Origin of the sequence: Paracholeplasma vituli, assembly GCF_025446935.1 — a bacterium.
GTDB lineage: Bacteria > Bacillota_I > Bacilli_A > Acholeplasmatales > UBA5453 > Paracholeplasma > Paracholeplasma vituli.
In genome coordinates, this window is the sequence record NZ_JAOEGN010000010.1 from 12,842 (window position 1) to 34,387 (window position 21,546).

General features: G+C 38.7%; 13 protein-coding genes. All 13 read left to right on the plus strand.

Annotation, left to right across the window (positions count from 1 at the left end; all coding sequences use genetic code 11):
- The first annotated feature begins 40 nt into the window (after positions 1-40).
- The gene (locus tag N7603_RS05870) at positions 41-2,965 is read left to right on the plus strand and encodes an extracellular solute-binding protein (protein ID WP_262096447.1); all 2,925 of its coding nucleotides are present in this window, start codon (positions 41-43) and stop codon (positions 2,963-2,965) included.
- Positions 2,952-3,884, plus strand: a complete 933-nt coding sequence (locus tag N7603_RS05875; RefSeq protein WP_373425379.1) for a carbohydrate ABC transporter permease — start codon at positions 2,952-2,954, stop codon at positions 3,882-3,884. The genes N7603_RS05870 and N7603_RS05875 overlap by 14 nt, the downstream gene beginning before the upstream one ends.
- Positions 3,885-3,893: 9 nt before the next feature.
- Positions 3,894-4,766: a carbohydrate ABC transporter permease gene (locus tag N7603_RS05880; RefSeq protein WP_262096449.1), complete on the plus strand. Its 873-nt coding sequence runs from the start codon at positions 3,894-3,896 to the stop codon at positions 4,764-4,766.
- Between the two features lie 9 nt (positions 4,767-4,775).
- Complete coding sequence (locus N7603_RS05885; RefSeq protein ID WP_262096450.1) at positions 4,776-6,791, plus strand: YIP1 family protein; 2,016 nt, start codon at positions 4,776-4,778, stop codon at positions 6,789-6,791.
- Entirely contained in the window at positions 6,784-9,054 is a 2,271-nt protein-coding gene (locus N7603_RS05890; protein ID WP_262096451.1) for a DUF5696 domain-containing protein, read from the plus strand. The genes N7603_RS05885 and N7603_RS05890 overlap by 8 nt, the downstream gene beginning before the upstream one ends.
- Positions 9,054-9,929 carry a carbohydrate ABC transporter permease gene (locus tag N7603_RS05895; protein ID WP_262096453.1) on the plus strand — a complete coding sequence of 292 codons (876 nt, stop codon included), beginning with the start codon at positions 9,054-9,056 and terminating at the stop codon, positions 9,927-9,929. The genes N7603_RS05890 and N7603_RS05895 overlap by 1 nt, the downstream gene beginning before the upstream one ends.
- Before the next feature lie 2 nt (positions 9,930-9,931).
- Positions 9,932-10,849, plus strand: a complete 918-nt coding sequence (locus N7603_RS05900; RefSeq protein WP_262096454.1) for a carbohydrate ABC transporter permease — start codon at positions 9,932-9,934, stop codon at positions 10,847-10,849.
- 2 nt (positions 10,850-10,851) lie between these two features.
- Positions 10,852-12,189, plus strand: coding sequence for a glucoamylase family protein (locus N7603_RS05905; protein ID WP_262096455.1), 1,338 nt, complete (start codon positions 10,852-10,854; stop codon positions 12,187-12,189).
- A 101-nt stretch (positions 12,190-12,290) separates the two neighbouring features.
- On the plus strand, positions 12,291-13,517 hold the full coding sequence (locus N7603_RS05910; protein WP_262096456.1) for a glucoamylase family protein: 1,227 nt from the start codon (positions 12,291-12,293) through the stop codon (positions 13,515-13,517).
- On the plus strand, positions 13,502-15,097 hold the full coding sequence (locus tag N7603_RS05915; RefSeq protein ID WP_262096457.1) for a glycoside hydrolase family 13 protein: 1,596 nt from the start codon (positions 13,502-13,504) through the stop codon (positions 15,095-15,097). The genes N7603_RS05910 and N7603_RS05915 overlap by 16 nt, the downstream gene beginning before the upstream one ends.
- Positions 15,090-17,216, plus strand: a complete 2,127-nt coding sequence (locus N7603_RS05920) for a glycoside hydrolase family 3 N-terminal domain-containing protein (protein ID WP_262096458.1) — start codon at positions 15,090-15,092, stop codon at positions 17,214-17,216. The genes N7603_RS05915 and N7603_RS05920 overlap by 8 nt, the downstream gene beginning before the upstream one ends.
- A 9-nt stretch (positions 17,217-17,225) precedes the next feature.
- A complete protein-coding gene (locus N7603_RS05925) occupies positions 17,226-20,513 on the plus strand; it encodes a GH36-type glycosyl hydrolase domain-containing protein (RefSeq protein ID WP_262096459.1) in 3,288 nt (1,095 codons plus the stop codon).
- Positions 20,514-20,580: 67 nt separating this feature from the next.
- Positions 20,581-21,510 carry an NAD-dependent epimerase/dehydratase family protein gene (locus tag N7603_RS05930; RefSeq protein ID WP_262096460.1) on the plus strand — a complete coding sequence of 310 codons (930 nt, stop codon included), beginning with the start codon at positions 20,581-20,583 and terminating at the stop codon, positions 21,508-21,510.
- Positions 21,511-21,546 lie beyond the last annotated feature (36 nt).

The window sequence follows — 21,546 nt, forward strand, 5'->3', positions numbered from 1 at the left end:
GATTTCCCCTTCTTTAAATTAAAGTACTGCGGAGGAACCTATGAAATTAAACATAAAGATGCGTAAAGCGATGACCCTCACACTAGCAGGTCTAGTTTTAATATTTGGGGTAAATCTTTTAATCCATGTATTTAATCGAGAGACTCCAAACCCGACATTCATCGAATATGAAACATCCGCACAATCTGGATCCTATGCGGCTTTTTTGAAGTCGCATGCACAAACCTATGCCAATGATGAAAACCACACAATTCCTGCACCCTCTTTCGTATTAGAAGCTGGTGAAACAATTTCTGTAGGTGGTTTTTATGATTGGGTAAATCCAACTCAAGTTCAAATTGAGTTGAATGGGCTAAACACAGGTTTATATCAAGTTTTCTTAACCTATCAAGCAAAAAGTGATAATTACTTACCAATTGTCCTAGCTTTAACAGTAGATGGAACCTCACCTTACACAGAAGCGAGTCAAGCTTCCCTCGATACCTATTGGATTGAGGCAGACGATACGGTTCGTCAAGACCGCTACGGTAATGATGTCGCTGTGATGAAAGCGACTTATGATCAAACCGTTAGAAAACCTTTAAAAGACCCGAACCGTCAATACGCAGAAGGCCTTTTGGTTTATTTAACGCCAACATCGAACACACTAGAATTGAATAAGGTTTCAGGTGATTTGAAGCTCTATAGCATTGAACTCGTAAGTTTAGATACACCAGAGTCCTACGAGACTTACAAACAAGGTGCGACGCTTTCTTCAATCGAAACCAAACGTATTGAAGCTGAAGAAGTTTTTTTGATGAATCATTCCAGTATTACTAGAGGCATCTCTAAAGATATTGGTGTATTACCCTTTTCTATTTCAAAATTAAAACTCAATGTACTTGGAACTGAAAACTATCAAGAACCAGGCGACGCGGTTACTTGGATTGTGGATGTAGAAAGTCCTGGATATTATCAATTAAGCTTTAAAGTGAAACAAAACCGTCAAAAAACGACTTCATACAGAACTTTATATATTAATGGTGAACTACCATTTGAAGAAGCGAAACATTTACCATTTACCTTTTCAAGATCTTGGGAAAATGTGACCTTAAAAGACTCAGAAGGTAATCCGTATTTATTTTACTTGAGCCCTGGGGATGAAATCACTTTGATGGTGGATAGTACACTTTTCATTGAAGTCGCGAGAAAAATGCGTCAAATTTCGGATGAAATGACGCAATTTGGACTCGAAGTCACGAAATTAACACGCAATAATGTCGATAAGAATATTGACTGGGATATGGAAGCCTATTTTCCAGATGTAAAAGTTAAACTGGAAAACTGGCGTGATGGGTTAACAGAGGTCATCACGGTATTAGATACTCTTTATGGATTTAAGGGAGATTCAAAAACAGTTAGTGACCTAAAAGCAGGCCGAAGTAAAATTAATACACTACTAAATGATGTGGATGAAATTCCAAGAAGATCGACATTGCTTTCAACAGGGTCATCTTCCGCAGTTACCTTAATTTCAGGACAAATTGACGTTGTCTTACAACAGCCTCTTGTATTAGATGCGTTTTTTGTTCATGGAAAAACCAGTTTACCTAGACCAAATGCTGGTTTCTTTGAATCCCTGTCGATTGGCATTCAGCGCTTTTTCGCTTCATTCATTAATCCATCCTACTCTGAAGGGGTAGAAGACGATGAAATCGAAGTTTGGGTGAACCGTTCAAGACAATATGTGGATTTAATCCAACGTATCACAGATGGTGTATTTACGGAACAAACGGGTATTAAAGTTAAAGTATCGATCATGAATGATGATGGAAAACTCTTGCTCGCGAACTCCGCGAACAAGCAACCCGATGTCGCATTAGGGGTTTCTGCGTGGATTCCAAACGATTATGGTATGCGCGGAATGCTCGTCGATTTATCCACGATGCCAGGCTTTGAGGATACCCTTAAAGTATATAACCCGGAACAAGTCGTTCCGATGATTTATGATAATCAATTATTTGGCTTACCTGAAACTGAAAACTTTTATGTTTTGGTATATCGTAAGGATATTTTAGACCAACTTGAATTAAACGTACCCAATACTTGGGAAGATGTCTTAGACATGTTACCAGTATTAGAACGTTATGGTATGAGTTTTTATGTGCCTTTATCAAATAATAGTGCATTAAAATCGTTTGATACCACCGCACCATTCATATTCCAATACGGCGGGAAACTATACGCCGATGATGGCTTAACAGCGGCGATTGATAATGAGAATACCATTCAAGCTATGACCTTTATGGCTGACCTTTACCGCGAATATAGCCTTTCTTATCAAGTCCCAAGTTTCTTTAATAGCTTCCGTTATGGCAAGATTCCTGTCGGGATTGCGGACTTTGGTATGTATTTACAATTACTCAACGCAGCCTCAGAGATCAAAGGCCTTTGGGATATTGCTTTAGTACCTGGTGTGGACCGTGATGGTCGTATCCATCGGGACATGCCAGGTGCTCAACAAGCGAGCATTCTATTTAAAAAGAGTGAAAAACAAGACGATGCTTGGACATTCATGCAGTGGTGGCACTCCACTGAAACCCAAGTATTATTCTCAGATACCTTAATCAATACATTAGGTACCCGCTATTTGTGGAATACGGCGAATATAGAAGCTTTCGAACAACTTAACTGGAATAAAGCACATCAATCGATCATATTAGAACAATGGACCCATTTAAGAGAAGTACCCAAGATTCCAGGGTCTTATATGGTTGAACGTGAGTTATCGAATACACTTAACAGTGTCGTGTTCTACGATGCGAACTTAAGAAGTACGTTAACAGACAGTATTTTAAAAATGAATAAAGAAATTAATCGTAAAATGCTCGAATTTGGTTATGTCGACACTAAAGGTGTACCAATCAAACCATTTGTCATTCCAACTCGTGACATCGTTTTAAGGTGGGTGAATGACCATGAATAAAATCAAACGTTTTTTTGTGATTGAAAAACGAAAATTTAAACAAGACGATAAAGCAGCGTACTTGTTTGCATTACCGTATACGTTGTTATTCTTAGTATTTATTGTCGTTCCAATTATTCTCGCGATTCTATTATCCTTTACGACTTATGATATGGTGAGTTCGCCAAGGCCGATTGGACTCAATAACTACATTTACCTTCTAACCTCTGATGCCGAGTTTATGAAGTACATTTTATCCAATACCATTCGTTTCTCCATACTGGTTGGGCCAGGTGGGTACGTATTATCGTTCGTACTCGCGTGGTGTTTGGCACAACTCCCACACCGACTCAGAACGGTATTAGCGGTCATTCTGTATACCCCTTCATTAACTGCTGGGGTGACCATGAGTGTCATTTGGAAAGTATTTTTCGCAGGGGATTCGAGTGGGTATTTGAATTATATTCTTTTAGAACTTGGACTCATCGTAGAACCGATTGCGTTTTTACAATCCCCACAGTATCTTTTCATCATCATGGTCGGGGTTACTCTTTGGGGGTCGATGGGGGTTGGGTTCTTAGCGATGCTTGCTGGGATTCTAAATGTCGATAAAGAACTCTATGAAGCGGCCTATTTGGATGGTGTTAGAAACCGATTCCAAGAAGTCATTCACATTACGATTCCATCGATGAAACCACAAATGTTATTCGGTGCCGTGATGGCGATTGTTACGGCTTTCTCAACGGGTGCGATTGGGGTACAACTTTCTGGTAGTAACCCAACACCAAACTATGCGGGGTCCTTGATCGTAAATCACATCGAAGACTTTGGGTTTACCCGTTACGATATGGGCTACGCAGCTGCATTATCCGTAGCACTGTTGGGATTAATCTATTTCTTTAGCAAGATTGCCTATAAATTATTTGGAGAAAGGGACTAGGTATGTCATATGTCAAAATTTCAAGCCGTTAGAACCAATCCAGATAAATTTCATCTATCTCAACTCCCATATTTACTCTTTGTTTTGCCATTTGCAGCGATTATGATGCTGCCTTTAGCATACATTTTTAACCACGCATTTAAGCCATTTGATGAACTCATCGAATATCCACCCAGATTTTTAGTTCAAAGACCGACTTGGGATAACTTTATTGAGCTATTTGCAGCCTCAACCACAACTGGGATTCCGGTCTCGCGTTATCTCTTTAACAGTATCGTAATAACCTTATTAGTTGTGTTTTTTTCGATTTTCTTAAGTAGTATTACTGGATATGCCCTTTCGAAAATGAAATTTCATGTCAGTAAACTCTTATCAGAAATCAACACAATCGCGATGATGTTTGTCGGTACTGCTGTCATCATCCCGCGTTATATCATCACAGAGAGTTTTGGCTTAGTCGATACATTTTGGGTCCATATTATCCCATCACTAGCTGTGCCGATTGGACTATTTCTAATCAAACAGTTTATCGATCAAATTCCAAATGAACTCATTGAAGCTGCGAAGATTGATGGTGCAAATCACTTCACAATTTACTTAAAAATCATTTTACCACTCATTAAACCCGCACTCGCAACCATCGCGATTTTATCCTTCCAAGCAGTTTGGAATAACGCTGACGTGTCCGCGACTTACATCAATTCCGACAGTTTAAGAACCTTTGCGTATTACATGTCGACACTCTCATCATCCTCTAACCAAGTAGTTGGGATTGGCATGAGTGCAGCAGCGAGCTTAATCATGTTCTTACCAAACTTAATCATCTTCATTTTCCTACAAAGTAAAGTCATGAATACGATGGCTCACTCTGGGATTAAGTAGGAGGGTATCATGAAAAAACTATTCATGTTGTCCATCCTTGTATTAAGTCTTGGATTAATCGTTAAAAGTCCAATTCAAAGTAGTCAATCGTCTTCAGGGATTCCTTACAATACGTATACATTAGGGGAATACAATCGTTTGGTTCAAACTCAGACAGCCTATATTCCAGTGGGTGCTTTTAGCAACCTCAGTTTGAACAATCCTCAAGATATATATCAAAAAGATGATATTTTATATATCGCAGACACCGGAAACAAACGCGTCTTAAAAGTTGCTTTAAATGGTTCAGTTTTGGATACGTATTCCTCAACAGAATGGATCACACCGACAGGGATCTTTATTGAAGAACAGAAGATGTATATAGCTGATAAAGATGCGAGAACAATCTTTGTCTTTGATTTAACAACCAAACAAATTATAAGCCGAATCACAAAACCAACCTCTCCGATTTTTGGTCAAAATAACGCCTTTTTACCAATCAAAGTCGTTGTTGGTTCGAATGACGCTATTTATGTGGTTGGTGAAGGTTCCACCTCAGGAATCATTCAACTGAACTACGCCGGTGAATTTGTAGGGTACTTAGGGATTAACAGTGTCTCGATTTCATTTAGAAAGTTTTTATACAATCTATTTGTGAAACAGTCCGATTTAGCCTCATCACTACCACCGTCACCCACAAATGTGGCTTTAGGTCAAAAAGGGTCGATTTTAACCACCAATATTAACTTTGGACAATCCTTCAAACGTTTAAATATTTCAGGTGTAAATACCCTTTTAGGCGATACTAGATACCCAACTGAACCATTAAGTGATATATGGATGGATCAAGACAACTACATATATCTCGTATCAAGTACAGGCGAAATCTATGAATACGACGCGAATGGGCGTTTATTGTTCCAATTTAATACCAAAGACCGTTCGATGAAACAAGGGTTAGGTTTGACCAATACCCCTGCAGGTATCACTACTGACTCAAACGGAAATCTTTATATTTTGGACCGTATTTACAATAATATTCAAATTTATCAAAGAACCGTATTCGTAGATTTGGTACACGAAGCAGTAACTTTATATAATGACGGTAGATACTTAGAATCGAAACCATTATGGGAAGAAATCTTAAGACAAAATACCGGATTCGCTCTCGCACACTCCGCTCTTGGTGAAGCGTTAGCCAAAGAAGGTAACTTTGATGACGCTTTGGATTCATTTTATGAAGCTAAAGACCTCAGTGGGTATTCAAATGCGTACTGGGAAATCCGAAATGTTGCGATTCAAAATAATCTTGTCACTTGGATCATTATTCTTATCAGCATCATTGTAGTATTTAAGGTTGGTAAGAAAACGGTTGTATACTTGCCATTTTATGAATCAGCCAAATCGCGTGTTCATAAAATTAGTGAAGTTGAACTGGTAAGTCAAATTAGACTTTCTAAGCAAATCTTCAAAAAACCAGCAGATTTGGTTTACTATGTGAAACGAGATAACCGAGGTAGCTATTTATCTGGTTTACTGGTATTCGTAGCGTTCTTAGTGGTTTACTTACTCGATACGTATCTATCTGGGTTCTTATTCAGAAACCACTCTGTTGGTAATGTTTTACAACAAGTAGGAATCGTTTCTATTGTATTTTTCTTATTTGTGACTGTGAACTATTTAGTATCCACATTCTCAGATGGTGAAGGTCGATTCAAGGATGTCTTTGTGATGTCAGCTTATGCATTAGTCCCATTCATCCTATTCATCCCGATTATGACTGTTGTGTCGCATTTCCTGACTTATAATGAAGCCTTTATTTATACGTTCTATCATCAAATCGTCCTTTATTACACTGTATTCCTCTTTGTGTATACTTTAAAAGAAGTCCATAACTATACCCTATTTGAGACCATCAAATCCATTTTACTGATTCTATTTGGTATGCTCATTATGGTTCTAATGGGGCTTCTCATTTACGCTTTCATTGGTCAAGTATGGGACTTCATTGTATCTATTATTAAGGAGGTGATCTACCGTGCGTAAAACTTTATGGCTTAAAGTAACTTCGGTTATCTTATCGATACTCGTGATATTTTCAATCAATCACGTGATTCAAAGCGCATTCGTAGAAACCTCTGATCAAGCTTTACCAAGTTTCTCTGAACTTACCGATTATGTGTCATCGAATCGTTTTACTCAAACCGATGACTTAACTTTAGCAACCAGTCCATACACTTTAAATCCTGAACAAACCATCATCGATACGGAGCTCGGGATGGTTTACCTCGATCAAAGTTCACTGGCTTTTATGGTACAAAATGAAAATGGCTATGTGTTTTCATCGACAATCGACTACGAAACCTCCGGGTTGTCACCGAATTGGCAACGTCGTGTCAGAAGTGGTATTCATATTTACTCTTACAATACGAACAACCCAAATAACGCGAGAACCGAAGAGTTTATATTATCTGAAAATACCTCTAAATCGGTTCAAATAATTGATAATGGCTTTGAGTCGACGATTACATTTGGTATTTCACGTATTCGACTTACCGTTAGAGTTCAATTTTTAACAGAAGGCATCTTTATTGAAATACCAAATGATTCGATTGTAGAATCCGGAAACCACAAGATCGGGTCCATTTATGTCTATCCTTATTTGGGGGCTGTCAAAGGTGACACGACACCTGGATACATGTTCATTCCTGATGGTGTAGGTGCACTCATTCGCTATCAGGTCGCTTCAACCACCAGACAATATACGAAGGAGTTTTACAACCCAAACTTTTCATTCAATATGGAAACCGATTTAAATCGAATGACAGCAGAGGGGACAGCACTTTACGCACCTGTATTTGGAATGGTCCACGGGATTGATCAAAATGCCATATTCGCAACCATTGAATCTGGCGCAGAAAATGGTATCTTAACCATTAATTTTGCAGGTACATTAACCCCTTATAACGCGATATTTACGGAATTCATATACCGCCGTATTTACAATCAACCAGTTGATAAAGCGAATCGTTTTATCCAAATTATGCAAGAAAAACGGAATCCTGTTGACATTAAAATTCGTTATCAACTGTTAACCAATGAGAACGCCAATTATGTTGGTATGGCAAAAGCGTATCGCAATCAACTGATTGAACAAAATCAATTGATTAAGCAAACAGCTACTCGCGATAATAGTCCACTCAAATTAGAATCGATTGGGTTAGTTAAAAATGAAGGGTTATTATTTGCAGAGACTAACGTCATGACGACATTAAAGTCACTCACGTCAATTGTAAAATCCTTAAATAGTGAAATCGATGAAATCATAGTTGCTTATCAAGGCTTCACAAAATCAGGTGCGACCTGGGATGGCCCTGTTTATGAAGGTTTATCCAATCGTATTGGTGGAGCTAAAGATATCGAACGATTAAAAGCAGAAGTCGGCGAACTCTATTTTGTTACAGAATCATTAAAAGCGAGCTCACGTTCTGGTGATTATCAAAGTTTTAGAGATTTAGCTAAAAAAATCAACGAACAAACGTATCGATTCCAAGAATATGACCACAGTCGTTACCTTTTAAAACACAGTAAAGTCACTTCAAGCTTCAATCAAACGTTAAAGAGTGTCAGCAGATACGCTGTTGATGGCTTAGCCATGAGTTCGATTGGTAACACATTATATGCTGATTATGGTACAGGTGTATCGCTATCTGAATCGATGCGTATTTTCCAAGACCTCTTAAAGGGCGTTGAAAAGAAGATAGCCTTATACGACGCATATGCCTATATGTGGGGCACCATGAATGCCTACTTTGATGTTCCGATGTATTCGAGTCAGTACTTGTCATTCTCGGATACTGTTCCATTTATACCAATCGTTTTAAACGGGTATATGGATTTATATGGGGCAAACGCGAACTTTTATGACTACGCGAGAGACCAGCTCTTAAGAAGCATTGATTACGGCATTAATATCTCATTCATGGTTACAGAAGCGTCTTCAAAGAAACTTCAAGACACCGGATTAAGTGGCATTTATACCTCGCGTTTCACCGATTTAAAACCAGCCATTTTGACCTATTATATGTTTGTTAATGACGCTTTAAAACATGTTCAAAATCAAGCGATTGTGGATCGAACGGTCCTACAAACAGGTGTCGTTAAAGTGGTCTATGAAAATCAAACCGAAATTTATATAAACTACCTTAATCAATCGGTTGTAGTAGAAGGTCGAACCATAGAACAGAAGCATTTCGTCGTAATCCAAAATGGTATCGAAGTTTCAACTGTAAAAGGCGGTGGTATCTAATGGGAAAACCACTATCTAGAGCAACCCGTGAAAACCTATTTGGATACACGTTCATCGGTATATGGATTCTTGGATTCTTCATTTTTATGCTATATCCACTTTTAACCTCCATCATTTACAGTTTAAGTGATGTTAAATTAACCGCAGACGGAATTGTGTCTAAGTTTGTAGGATTCAAGAATTACATCGATCTATTCAAAATTGAAAAAGGGTTTGAATTTATCGAAGCACTCACCGCGTACTTACGACAAATGGTGTTACAAATTCCAGTTATCATCGTATTCTCGATCTTAATCGCACTATTGTTAAATCAAAAGATTAAAAGCCGTGGCATTTTCAGATCAATCTTCTTCCTACCCGTCATCATTTCCTCTGGGCCAGTCATTAACGAACTCATAGAACACGGTGCTGGTGGGACCAATATCTTTGAATCGTACGGGTTTATCACGATTATTCAAAACAGTTTGTCTACCGATTTGGCAAAACCGATTGTCGATTTGTTTTCACAAATCATCATTATATTTTGGTTTAGTGGGGTACAAATCTTGATTTTCTTAGCAGGGTTACAAAAGATTGATCAACAAATCTATGAAGCTGCACAAATTGATGGTGCAGGTCCATGGCAAGCCTTTTGGAAGATTACGATGCCTTCATTGAGTAGTTTAATCTTAGTTAACAGTATTTATACCATCGTGTTATTATCCACATTCTCAGAAAATAAAGTCATTCTCTCGATTAAATCCAATTTATTCAACTCTGTTACAGGGTTTGGGATGGCTTCAGCGATGGCGTGGATGTACGCACTCATTGTATTCTTAGCCATTGGCTTAGTTGGGCTACTCTTTAGAAGTAGACAACCAAGAAGGAGGTATTGAGTATGCAAAATCGAAAAGCAACCATTCAAAAGTTCTTTTTAGGCAGACACTTTACCGATGGCATTATTTTTAAAGTAATTATATATGTCTTATTAATCTCAATTGGATTTGTCTATGTCTACCCAATGCTATACATGGTATCAAACAGTTTGAAGAGTCAAAGTGACATCATTAACCCAATAATTAACTGGGTACCTTCGGCATTTTACATGGGAAACTATCAAAGTGCATTTAAGGTGCTAAATTACTTTGAAACACTTTATAAGAGTATTTGGATTACATTATTACCAGCCATTATTCAGACCTTGGTTACATCAGTGATTGGGTATGGGTTCGCTACCTTTAACTTTAAGTTTAAAAAAGTGTGGTTCATCTTGGTACTTTTAACCTTTGTCATTCCCCCACAAGTCTACATGATTCCACGTTTCGTTATGTTTTTTAGACTTTATTTATACCGTACTCCATTCGCAATCATCCTACCAGCAGTATTTGGACAAGGGTTAAATTCAGCCATCTTCATTTTGATTTTCTATCAATTCTTCAAAATGATTCCAAAAGCCTTAAACGAAGCGGCAGAAATCGACGGTGCGACCCCATTTTATATATTCTTTAGAATGGCTGTACCACTCTCTGTGCCAGCTTACATCACCAGTTTCTTATTTGGATTGGTCTGGTATTGGAATGAAACCTACATATCGAGTTTATTCTTAGACTCGAACGACGCCAACATGCAGCTCAAACTCGCGAACTTCGTATCCGAGTATTCCCAAATGGGTGGGTCTGAGCAATTGGTTATGTTAAACGAAGGGGTTCGCTTAGCTGCGACTCTACTCATCATCTTGCCGATGATTATCGTCTACTTCACGATGCAACGCTGGTTCGTTGAAGGGGTCGAAAAGACCGGCATCACAGGAGAATAATTATGAAAAAACTTACGACTTTCCTCGTTTTAGCCCTGAGTATCTTCGTCTTAGTGGCGTGTGGTTCTAAAGACCCTTACCCAGTGAACAATAAGTCTTACCGTGTAAACGTAAGACAAAATGTCGATGAGGTCGTCTTAGAAGAATTAGAACTCGCTTTTGATTTCTTTTGGGAAACCCAAAATACCAATGAATCTCAAGCAGGGTATGGTTTAATTCCAGACCGTTACCATACCAATACAAATACGGTTGGTACAGTCGCTTCCATCGCCTCTGTTGGATTTGGCTTAACAGCGATTCCAGTTGGGGTTGAAAATGGGTTTATTACACGTGAAGAAGGTGAAGAACGTGCCTTTAAGACGTTAGAGTCGATGTTGAAACTCGACCGTCGTCATGGATTCTTTTTCCACTTTATGAGTATGACAACCGGTGAACGTGTTTGGGAAAGTGAAGTCTCTATCATCGATACTGCACTCTTCATCAATGGTGCGCTTACTGCTGGACAATTTTTTGGTGGAAGAACTCAAAAGTTAGCCGAACAGCTCTATGAAGAAATTGAATGGAACTGGTATTATGACGCCGCTCAAAGCCGTTTCTATATGGGTTACTGGCCAGAACGTGGGTTTGCAGGACATTGGGATTCCTATGCGGAACAGCTTATGTTATATGTCCTAGCCGCGGGTAGTCCAACTTATCCAGTCGGTAAGAGTGCTTATAACCGAATGAAACTTTCTTCAACACTCCACAGTTCAACTGAAAACTATGGTGCGTTCTATTCAACCCATACAGGTAGTATCTTCACATACCAATTTTCACACGCATGGATTGATTTTGAATCTTATAATGACGCAGCTGGATTCAATTGGTTCACGAATTCGGTACATGCCACAGAAGCAGCCATAGCATATGCGAAAACACTCACTTCAATATACCCAGGTATCAATGAAAACTCTTGGGGGATGTCTGCCGCAGATGGTCCTAATGGCTACAAAGGTAATTATGGATCGGGTCCATCGGCAGGGAATGCCCATTTCAACGACGGGACTGTCCCAGCTTATGGAGCGATTGGATCTATTGTCTTTAAACCAGAAGCAGCCATTAACGCCATGAAAAACTATCGAACGTTCCCACAATTCCATTCGAAATATGGATTTAAAGACGCTTATAACCTTTCCGTTGGTGTAAATGGATGGTTTGGTAACGACATTATTGGTATCGATAAGGGGATTTCACTCGTGATGTTAGAAAACTATATGTCTGGCATGATTTGGGAGATTTTCATGGAAATTGACTATGTTCAAGAAGGTCTTAAGAATCTCGAATTTCAAAAAGTAGAATAATGCATAAAAGCCCATTATGCCCTAGGGTTTGAGTTGAAAACCCTAGGAATTTGGGTTAAAATAGAGTAGGTTAAACGTTTCAATTTAACCAGGAGCCCAGTATGAATACAAAAAAAACCATCGAACATATTCAAAAAACAGCCTTTGATTTTTTTATGAATGAAACCAATTTTAACGAAACAGAAACCGGATTTGGGATGACACTTGACCATACTGAAAAAAAGGGTGTCGCAACCATCGCAGCGGTTGGTTTTACCCTATCCGCCTATGTGGTAGGAGATGTTTATGGCTATATCTCTAAAGAAGAGGCCTTAGATAAAGTGAAGAAAACCTTACTGACCCTGCGTGACCATGTGAGTCATTATGAAGGTCTTTTCGCGCATTTTATTGATTTTCACACTGGTAAACGCTTAGGACATTGTGAATATTCCACCATCGATACCGCACTCGCTTTAAATGGGGTCATTACAGTGGATAGTTATTTTAATGACGACACGATTCACGCTTTAGCGAATGACATCATCAAGCGCGTGAACTTTGATATGTTGATTCATACCCATGAAGGTAAAAAACGCCTCTACATGGCTTATAACCCGGATAAGAAAGGCGATTACGTCACAGATAAACCGGGATTCATCCACCACTGGGGGATGTTTGCTGAACAACTCATGATGTATGTCATGATTGCAGGCCTTAAAGAAGACAAAAACGAATCGAAGGCTCTATACAATGGCTTCGATCGTATCTATAAATCGTATCAAAAACACCATTATATCATTACACCAGGGAATACCTTATTTGTGTATCAGTTTCCACTGGCTTGGCTCAATTTAGAAGACATTGAGGATGCGGATGGCATAAACTGGTTCATCAATGCGAAAAAAGCGACTTACGGTCACCGTGCTTTTTGTCTAAGACACCAAAAGACATTTAAAACATTCAACCATTACAGCTTTGGCTTAACCGCGGGGTATACACCGACTGGCTATTATGTTGCGAATGCATTACCAAATACCTTAGGTAAATACTATACCAACGGCACGATTTCACCGTCTGCGATGGTGGGCAGTTTACCTTTCGCTCCTGAAATCGTCTTACCAGCCATTAGGAAAATGGTAGAAGATCCTAAACTATGGGGCAAATACGGTTTAGTTGGTGCTTATAATTATGAAAATGGTACTTGGATTTCTAATCGTGACTATGCTTTAGATAAAGGCCTTGAACTATTAATGTGTAATGCCTATTTATCCAAAGATGTCATGCGTGCTTATATGAAACACCCAATCATTCAAAAGGGTATGGAGGTCTTACAGTGGCGAAAGATTTAAATCAAGTGGTCTATCAAATCTACCCCTTAAGCTTTAAAGATTCGAATGGGGATGGGATTGGTGATTTAAACGGCATTATTACAGAACTCGATTATTTAAAGGATTTAGGTGTCGATGTCATTTGGTTATCCCCAGTGTATCAATCTCCAATGGATGATAACGGGTACGATATCTCCGATTACTATGAAGTAAACCCAATGTTTGGTTCGAAAACCGATTTAATGAATCTATTGAATAAAGCCCATGAAAAAGGCTTAAAAGTCATTATGGATTTGGTTTTGAATCATACTTCTGATGAACATGTTTGGTTTAAAGAAGCACTCAAAGGGCCTAACAATCCATATTATGATTACTATATATGGTCGGATACACCAAGTGACATCACCTCAGTATTCAGTGGGTCTGCTTGGCAATATGTCGAACACTTAAAACAGTATTACTTCCACTTATTCTCGGTTAAACAACCCGATTTGAATTGGCAAAACAAAACCTTAAGAACTGAAATCTATAGGATGATCAACTATTGGTTAGATTTAGGTTTTGACGGCTTTAGACTCGATGTCATCGATTTAATCGGAAAAGATGTCTATTCAAAAAGACTCGCAGATGGCCCTTATCTCGATGCTTACTTAGAAGAACTTTACGAAACCTGTTTTAAAGGTAGAGAGGTCTTCACGGTGGGTGAAATGCCAGGTATCTCATTAAAACGCGCCAATGAGATCACTTCGACCCACCCCGCATTAGATATGGTTTTCCAATTTGACCACATCGCCTTAGATGAACAACCCGGTCAAGGCAAATGGATGTTAAAAACCTTAGACTTACACGCTTTAAAACAAACCTTAAATAACACACAACAAATCTTTAAAGATAAGGGTTGGCCAAGTCTGTTCTTATCGAACCATGATCAACCCAGAGCGGTATCGCGTTACGGGAATCCATCAGAAAAGTATCGAAACGATTCGGCCAAAATGTTATTCACGCTGTTATTCGGCATGAAAGGGACACCTTACATTTACCAAGGTGAAGAGTTCGGAATGACTGGTATCAAAATGGCAATTGAAGACTATAAAGATATCGAAACGAAAAACATCTATCAAGAACTTAAACAAAAAGGATTTAAAGAAGCAGATATTATGAATTCCATTTACGCGAAGAGTCGCGATAATTCAAGAACCCCAATGCAATGGAATGAAACCGTGAACGCAGGATTTTCCACTGGGTCCCCATGGCTAAAAGTGAATCCTAACTATGTACTCATCAACAGGGATACCGATCAAAAAGACCCGAATGGGATTATCACTTATGTCAAAGACTTATTGAAATTGAGAAAATCTAATCCACTCTTTAACACAGGAGCGTTTAATCTCTTGTTCGAGGATCATCCGAACCTATTCATCTACGAACGTGCAAGTGAAACCGAACGCATCGTTGTGGTATGTAACTGGACCGATGTTACAATCGAAAATCCACTTTCGATAGAGAAGATGAGCGTTTTACTCTCAAATAGCACAGATCACATAACCTTAAAACCGTATTATACGGGTATTTATTATGAAAAGAGGACCATTCATGCTTAATATCAAAACCCTATTAAATAGTCTTTCCATTGAAGAAAAAATTGGACAGTTGATGCAACTGGCACCCTTTTTCTTCATTGGAGATTTAAAAAAAGAAGTATATGGACCAATTCAAGCCTTAGGCTTAAAAGAGGAAGAGGTGTTTTTGTCGGGTTCTGTATTGGGTATTGGTAATGCCTCTGAAATGAGACGGGTTCAAGAAGCGTATTTAGCGAAAAGTAGACATAAAATCCCACTCATTTTTATGGCAGACATCATTCATGGGTATAAGACCATATTCCCTGTACCCCTCGCGATGTCAACCAGTTTTAACCCAGATTTGATAAAAAAGGCCGCGCGTATTTCGGCGTTAGAAGCTCAAACAGCAGGCATTCATGTTACATTCTCACCGATGGCTGACTTATCGAGAGACCCTCGTTGGGGTAGAGTAGTTGAAGGTTTTGGTGAAGACCCATATTTGAACCAAGTGTATGCGAAAGCAATGGTTGAAGGCTATCAGCACGATGGTATTGAAAAGGTTGGGAATCTCGCAAGCTGTGTGAAGCATTTCGCGGCTTACGGTGCGAGTGAAGCGGGTCGCGACTACAATACCGTGGATATCTCAAGACTAAACTTACACCAATATTATTTATCCGGATATAAAGCCGCGATCGATGCCGGTGCACGCTTAGTCATGACGTCATTCAACATTATAGAAGGCATTCCAGCGACTCAAAATAAATATCTCTTACGAGAACTATTAAAAGTACAGTGGCAATTCGATGGGGTCGTCATCTCCGATTACGACTCACTTCGTCAAACGATTGAACACGGGACTTCTGAAGATGATTATGACGCAGCGAAAAAAGCTATTTTAGCCGGTCTGGATATTGAAATGGCGACATCCTCTTATGTTCTAAACTTGAAGAAACTGATCGAAAATAATGAAGTACCGATGTCACTCTTAGATGACGCTGTGTATCGAGTGCTTAAACTTAAAAATGATCTCGGACTCTTCGATAACCCATTTAAAGGTGCAGATGAACAAAAAGAACGTGAATTTGTGCTTTCTAAAGAGAATAAAAAGGTTGCTTTAGAAGTTGCGAAAGAATCGATGGTATTACTTAAAAACGATTCGGTATTACCACTGAAATATACACAGAAAATCGCTTTATTAGGCGAATACTCGAAGAATCCACACACGATTGGACCTTGGAGTTGGCATGGTCGAAGTGAGGATTGTACACCCCTTTATCAAGCCATATCAAAATACACTAAACCACTTTTAGTCAGCGATTCGAACGATTTATCTACATTAAGTCCTTCTGATTATCAAGCCTTAGTAGAATCGGACGTAGTTGTCGTCGCTATTGGTGAACACGCGATTGAATCGGGTGAAGCACATTCGAAAACGAATCTCACACTAAAACCAAACGATTTAAGATTGATTGAGGACTTATCTAAACTCGGTAAGAAAATCGTCTTAGTCTTATATCACGGTAGACCAGTCGTTCTAACGGATGTCGAACCGAAAGTACACGCGATACTTGATACATTTTTCTTAGGTACGATGGCACAAGAAGCGATCACAGAAACCTTATTTGGATTTAATAATCCGTCCGGGAAACTCACGATGAGTTATCCACGTTCTGTTGGTCAAATTCCAATCTATTATAACTATTTGAATACCGGTAGACCTTTTAAAAACGATGGGAACCCATTTACATCCTTTTATTTAGATGAAAAAAATACACCCCTCTATCCATTTGGTTATGGTCTGAGTTATTCTTCATTTAAGTTATCGAATTATCGTCTATCCAAACAAATCATTCGTGAATCCGAACCTATTCTTGTTTCAATTGATGTTGAAAATGCCTCTCCAATAGATGGGTATGAAACAGTTCAACTCTATATAAGAGATTATGCGGCTGAAGTAGCGAGACCGGTTCAAGAGCTGAAACAGTTTAAAAAAGTATTCGTAAAAGCGAAATCCAAACAAACCGTTACATTCGAATTAACTGTCTCTGATTTGGTTTATGTTCATAGTGATTTATCAACCTATGCAGATCATGGACGTTTCAGTATTCAAGTCGGTAACACGTCCAATCAGGTGCACACAACCGATATCACATTCCTATAGGAGGCCCTTATGCAACTAAAAATCGATATTAAAAAGCATTTACTTTCCAGCAATGATCTCGTCTTTGAATTGCTTGAAAGCGGTGATTTGTTTCGCATTCGTTACCACCACAATCAAATCAACCTCCTTCGAGGGAATCTATTAGATGGGGCTGTATCCAATCTCTATTTAAGACGTTTTTTTGCAGGAAAATATGAATATAGAAAACTTTTAGGTGTCCAATCCAACGTCCAATTTGAAATTGTTGGCAATCAAGCAGTTTATCAAGGACAAGCGTTTGGCATTGATTATCAAGTTGTTTTATCCTTACACGGTCATGCATGGGTGTATGATGTATTACTTGGTAAGAAAACCTTAGATGGGGTTTACGATCTATTCTATGGTCAGGATGTCGGAATCGCTTCAACTGGCTCTATTCTCGCCTCTGAAGCGTATACCGCTCAATATATTGATCATCAAGCTTTCAAGAGCCCATTTGGGTATACCATTTGTTCAAGACAAAACCAAGGTGACACACAAGTATTACAGCTTGGGTCATTAACTAAAAATATTGGTTATAGTACAGATGGAACTCAATTCTTTGGTCTAGAGTATAAGAAAACCAATGAACCTAAAGCGCTATTTGAACCTTTATTAACGAATCAAAACTATCAATACGAATTCCCATACATCGTTTTACAATCCGAAGCACTCAAATTAGATAGAACAACTTCAGTTGCGTTTTATGGTTTCTATAAACCGTTTCATGAAGGGATTGTTACGGAAAAATTCTCAGTACTAGAGAACTATGATCTCATTAAAGAGTTTTACCGACTAACCCAACCTAAGCGTGTCAAACCTTGGATCCAAGCACAGGATGTTATTGTTGGTAAATCAGTAGATGAGAAATCACTTAAAGCTTTATACCCAGTTCAAAACCATCTAGAAAAACAAAACGAAGTCTTGTCGTTCTTTACAGATACCCATACCCATGTGGTCACCCAAGCGAAAGAACTCTTAGTTGAACGTCCTCACGGACACATGCTTATTCATGGGGATTTACTCCATGTTTCAGAGCGTGTAATGGCTCAAACGAACTTTATGTACGGCGTATTCGCTTCCCACGTGGTATTGGGTAATACAAACTTCCATAAACTTTTGGGTGTGGTCAGAAACTTCTTAAATTTAGATAAGTTATCTGGTCTTCGTATCTATATTGAAAAAGATCATAAATACCAACTGCTTACCCTCCCTTCTTATTATGAAATTGGGATTAACTTCGCGAAATGGGTTTATGTATTAAATGACGATACTTTAGTCATTGAAGTCTCAGTAGATAAAGGTGAACTTTCCCAAAAACTCAGCTTTAAGTCCCTACAAAAGAAAGACTATAAAGTATTGATTACACAAGCCTTAGTGATGCACCCACAAGAATACGAAGTCAATATTCCGATTCAAATCGATGGGGATACTCTGACTATCGATACCAGTTTAAATGGGTTCATTCATGACCATTATCCTACCTTAAAATACCGTTATAGAACAAATGGCTTACCGCTTAGTGAAGCGATGTTGACCAAACATGAAGCCTTATCAAATTTTGGTGTCATCACATTCGAATACCCTAAAACACATGCGTTTGATCTTTATATTGATGGGACATTTGATACCTTTAAATCGGTTGAAATCGATACAAAAGCCTCACAAAAGACCTATAACGCATTTATTGAACGTTTAACAGGGATTGAATTAAAACACCCTAAACAACAAGCGAAGCTCGATGTTTTAAATGAATCGGCGTTCTGGTTTACCCATAATGGTTTGGTTCACTATAGCTCACCACACGGATTAGAACAATCGAATGGCGCCGCGTGGGGTACTAGGGATATTTGTCAGGGTCCTGCTGAACTCTTTATGGCGGCTTCTCGCTACGACATTGTAAGAGAAATCCTACTCAAAGTATTCAAACGTCAATTTGTTGAAGATGGGGACTTCCCACAATGGTTCATGTTTGATAAATACTACCGTATTCAAGCCCATGAATCTCATGGGGATATCGTCATATGGCCTTTAAGAACTTTAGCTTTATACTTAAAAGCGACCCAAGACTTATCGATTTTAGATGAAAAAGTCCCATTCATATCGAAAAAAGAAAATGCGTTTGTTCAATATGATAAAACGCTTCTAGATCATATCAAAGAAACCTTAGATTGTATCGAACGAAGCTACATTCCAAATACCCATTTACCACGTTATGGTGGGGGCGACTGGGACGATACTTTACAACCTGCGAACCATGACTTGACGGAAAAAATGGCTTCCGGTTGGACGATTGCGTTATTATTTGACGCTTTGAATACCTTATCTATTGAGTTAGCACATCATCCGATTGCGAAACGCTTAGTTAGCATGAAGACCGATATACAAAAAGACTATAATAAGTTTATGGTTAAAGATGGGGTACCAGCTGGGTTCATCGTATTCAATGACAATCAAACCATTGATTACTTATTACACCCAAGCGATCACAATACGGGCTTAAAATACCGTTTACTCGCGCTCAAACGTCCAATCATCTCAGAAATGATTGAAACTGATCAAGCAAACCTTTATAAAGAACTCATTAAAACCCATTTAAAACATCCAGATGGCGTACGCTTAATGGATACTGCAGTCACGTATCGCGGGGGTTTAAAGACCTATTTCAGCCGTGCTGAAACTGCGTCCAACTTTGGTCGCGAAATAGGGATTCAGTACTGTCATGCCCACATTCGTTTCATCGAAGCGATGGCGAAGCTCGGCGAACCAAACCTCGCTTATGAAGCCTTATTTACAATTAACCCAATCGATATCCAAAAATCCGTACCTAATGCGATGTTACGTCAATCAAACGTGTACTTTTCAAGCAGTGACGCAGCATTTAAAGACCGCTATGAAGCGAAACGTGATTTTGAAAAAGTGAGAAGTGGCGAAATTCCGGTGAAGGCTGGTTGGCGTATGTATTCATCGGGTCCTGGTATTTATTTAAACCAAATGGTTTCAAATGTATTGGGTTTTAAACAATACCATAAAGGCCTTTGGATTGACCCATCCTTACCACTGGACTTAGATGGTTTAGTTTTAAATTACCATATGAGGGAATACCCGCTGTCGGTATCTTATCGCTTTGGTAATGAGGTCTTAGTCAAAGTCAATCATAAACCTGTTTCGGTGAAGCCGATGCGAAATACGTATCGAGACGCAGGGGTCTGGATTGAACAAGGCGACTTAGTGCCAAATCAAACAAACCATATTGAAGTTACACTTAAAAAACACTAATCCTTAAAGCATGTGCGTAAAACCACATGCTTTTTTGATATACTAAAATTAGACAGGATGTGAAACTATGTGGATTGTTACCGGCGCGAGCGGTCATATTGGCCATCAAGTATGTGAAACCTTACTCAAACAAGGCAATGAAGTTAAAGTGCTTGCGAGAAACCCACTCAAGCATTTTCCGCCTAATTCAATAACCGTTTCATTAGGGAATTTATCTGACCCATTATTCCTAAGGCAAGAAATATATAGCGGTGATGTTGTGGTTCACTGTGTTGGCTTAATCGATTTATTCAATCAAGACTATGAAGCTTCCTACGAATCCAATGTCAAAACCACTCAAGCAATCGCAGACATCTGTTTGGAAAATAGAGCTAGACTCATTTACATATCGACTGCCGATATCATTGAGAAAGAACCTACTGGGTGGATTGAAGAACCCGTGACGTTTAAAACTTTTACAAAAGAGGAACATTACGGTTATACCAAAAAAGAAGCGACACTCCATGTCCGAAAAGCCATTAAAAATGGTTTATCTGGGATCATTCTTTACCCGACAGCCGTTATCGGTCCGAATGACTATAAACTGGGTCCAATTACTTCACAAGTTAAACAAGCGGTCCGAAAACGATTTGTATTCTCACTCCATGGGGGTTATAACTTCATAGACGTTGAAGATTTATCGAAAGCCATCATTCAAAGTGCCTATTTACCCTATAACGATGAATTCATTCTATCGGGATCCAATTTATCGATTACCGATTTATATAAACGCATTCGAAAGTACACCCAAAAGGCGAAGTTTATAGTACATGTGCCACTTTGGCTAGCTCGATGGGTAATTCGCTATTCAAAACAATATTCACTTAAAATGATCGAAGTCATTCAAGAAAACCACAAGTTCTCGAATGTTAAAATGAAGAAGTACTTATTATCAGAATTAAAACCCTTTGATTTAACCTTAGCTGAGACCATTCGATTTATTCAAACAAAGCCCTAAAAAATGCCAGTTTAAGGCATTTTTTTTGTTTCTTTA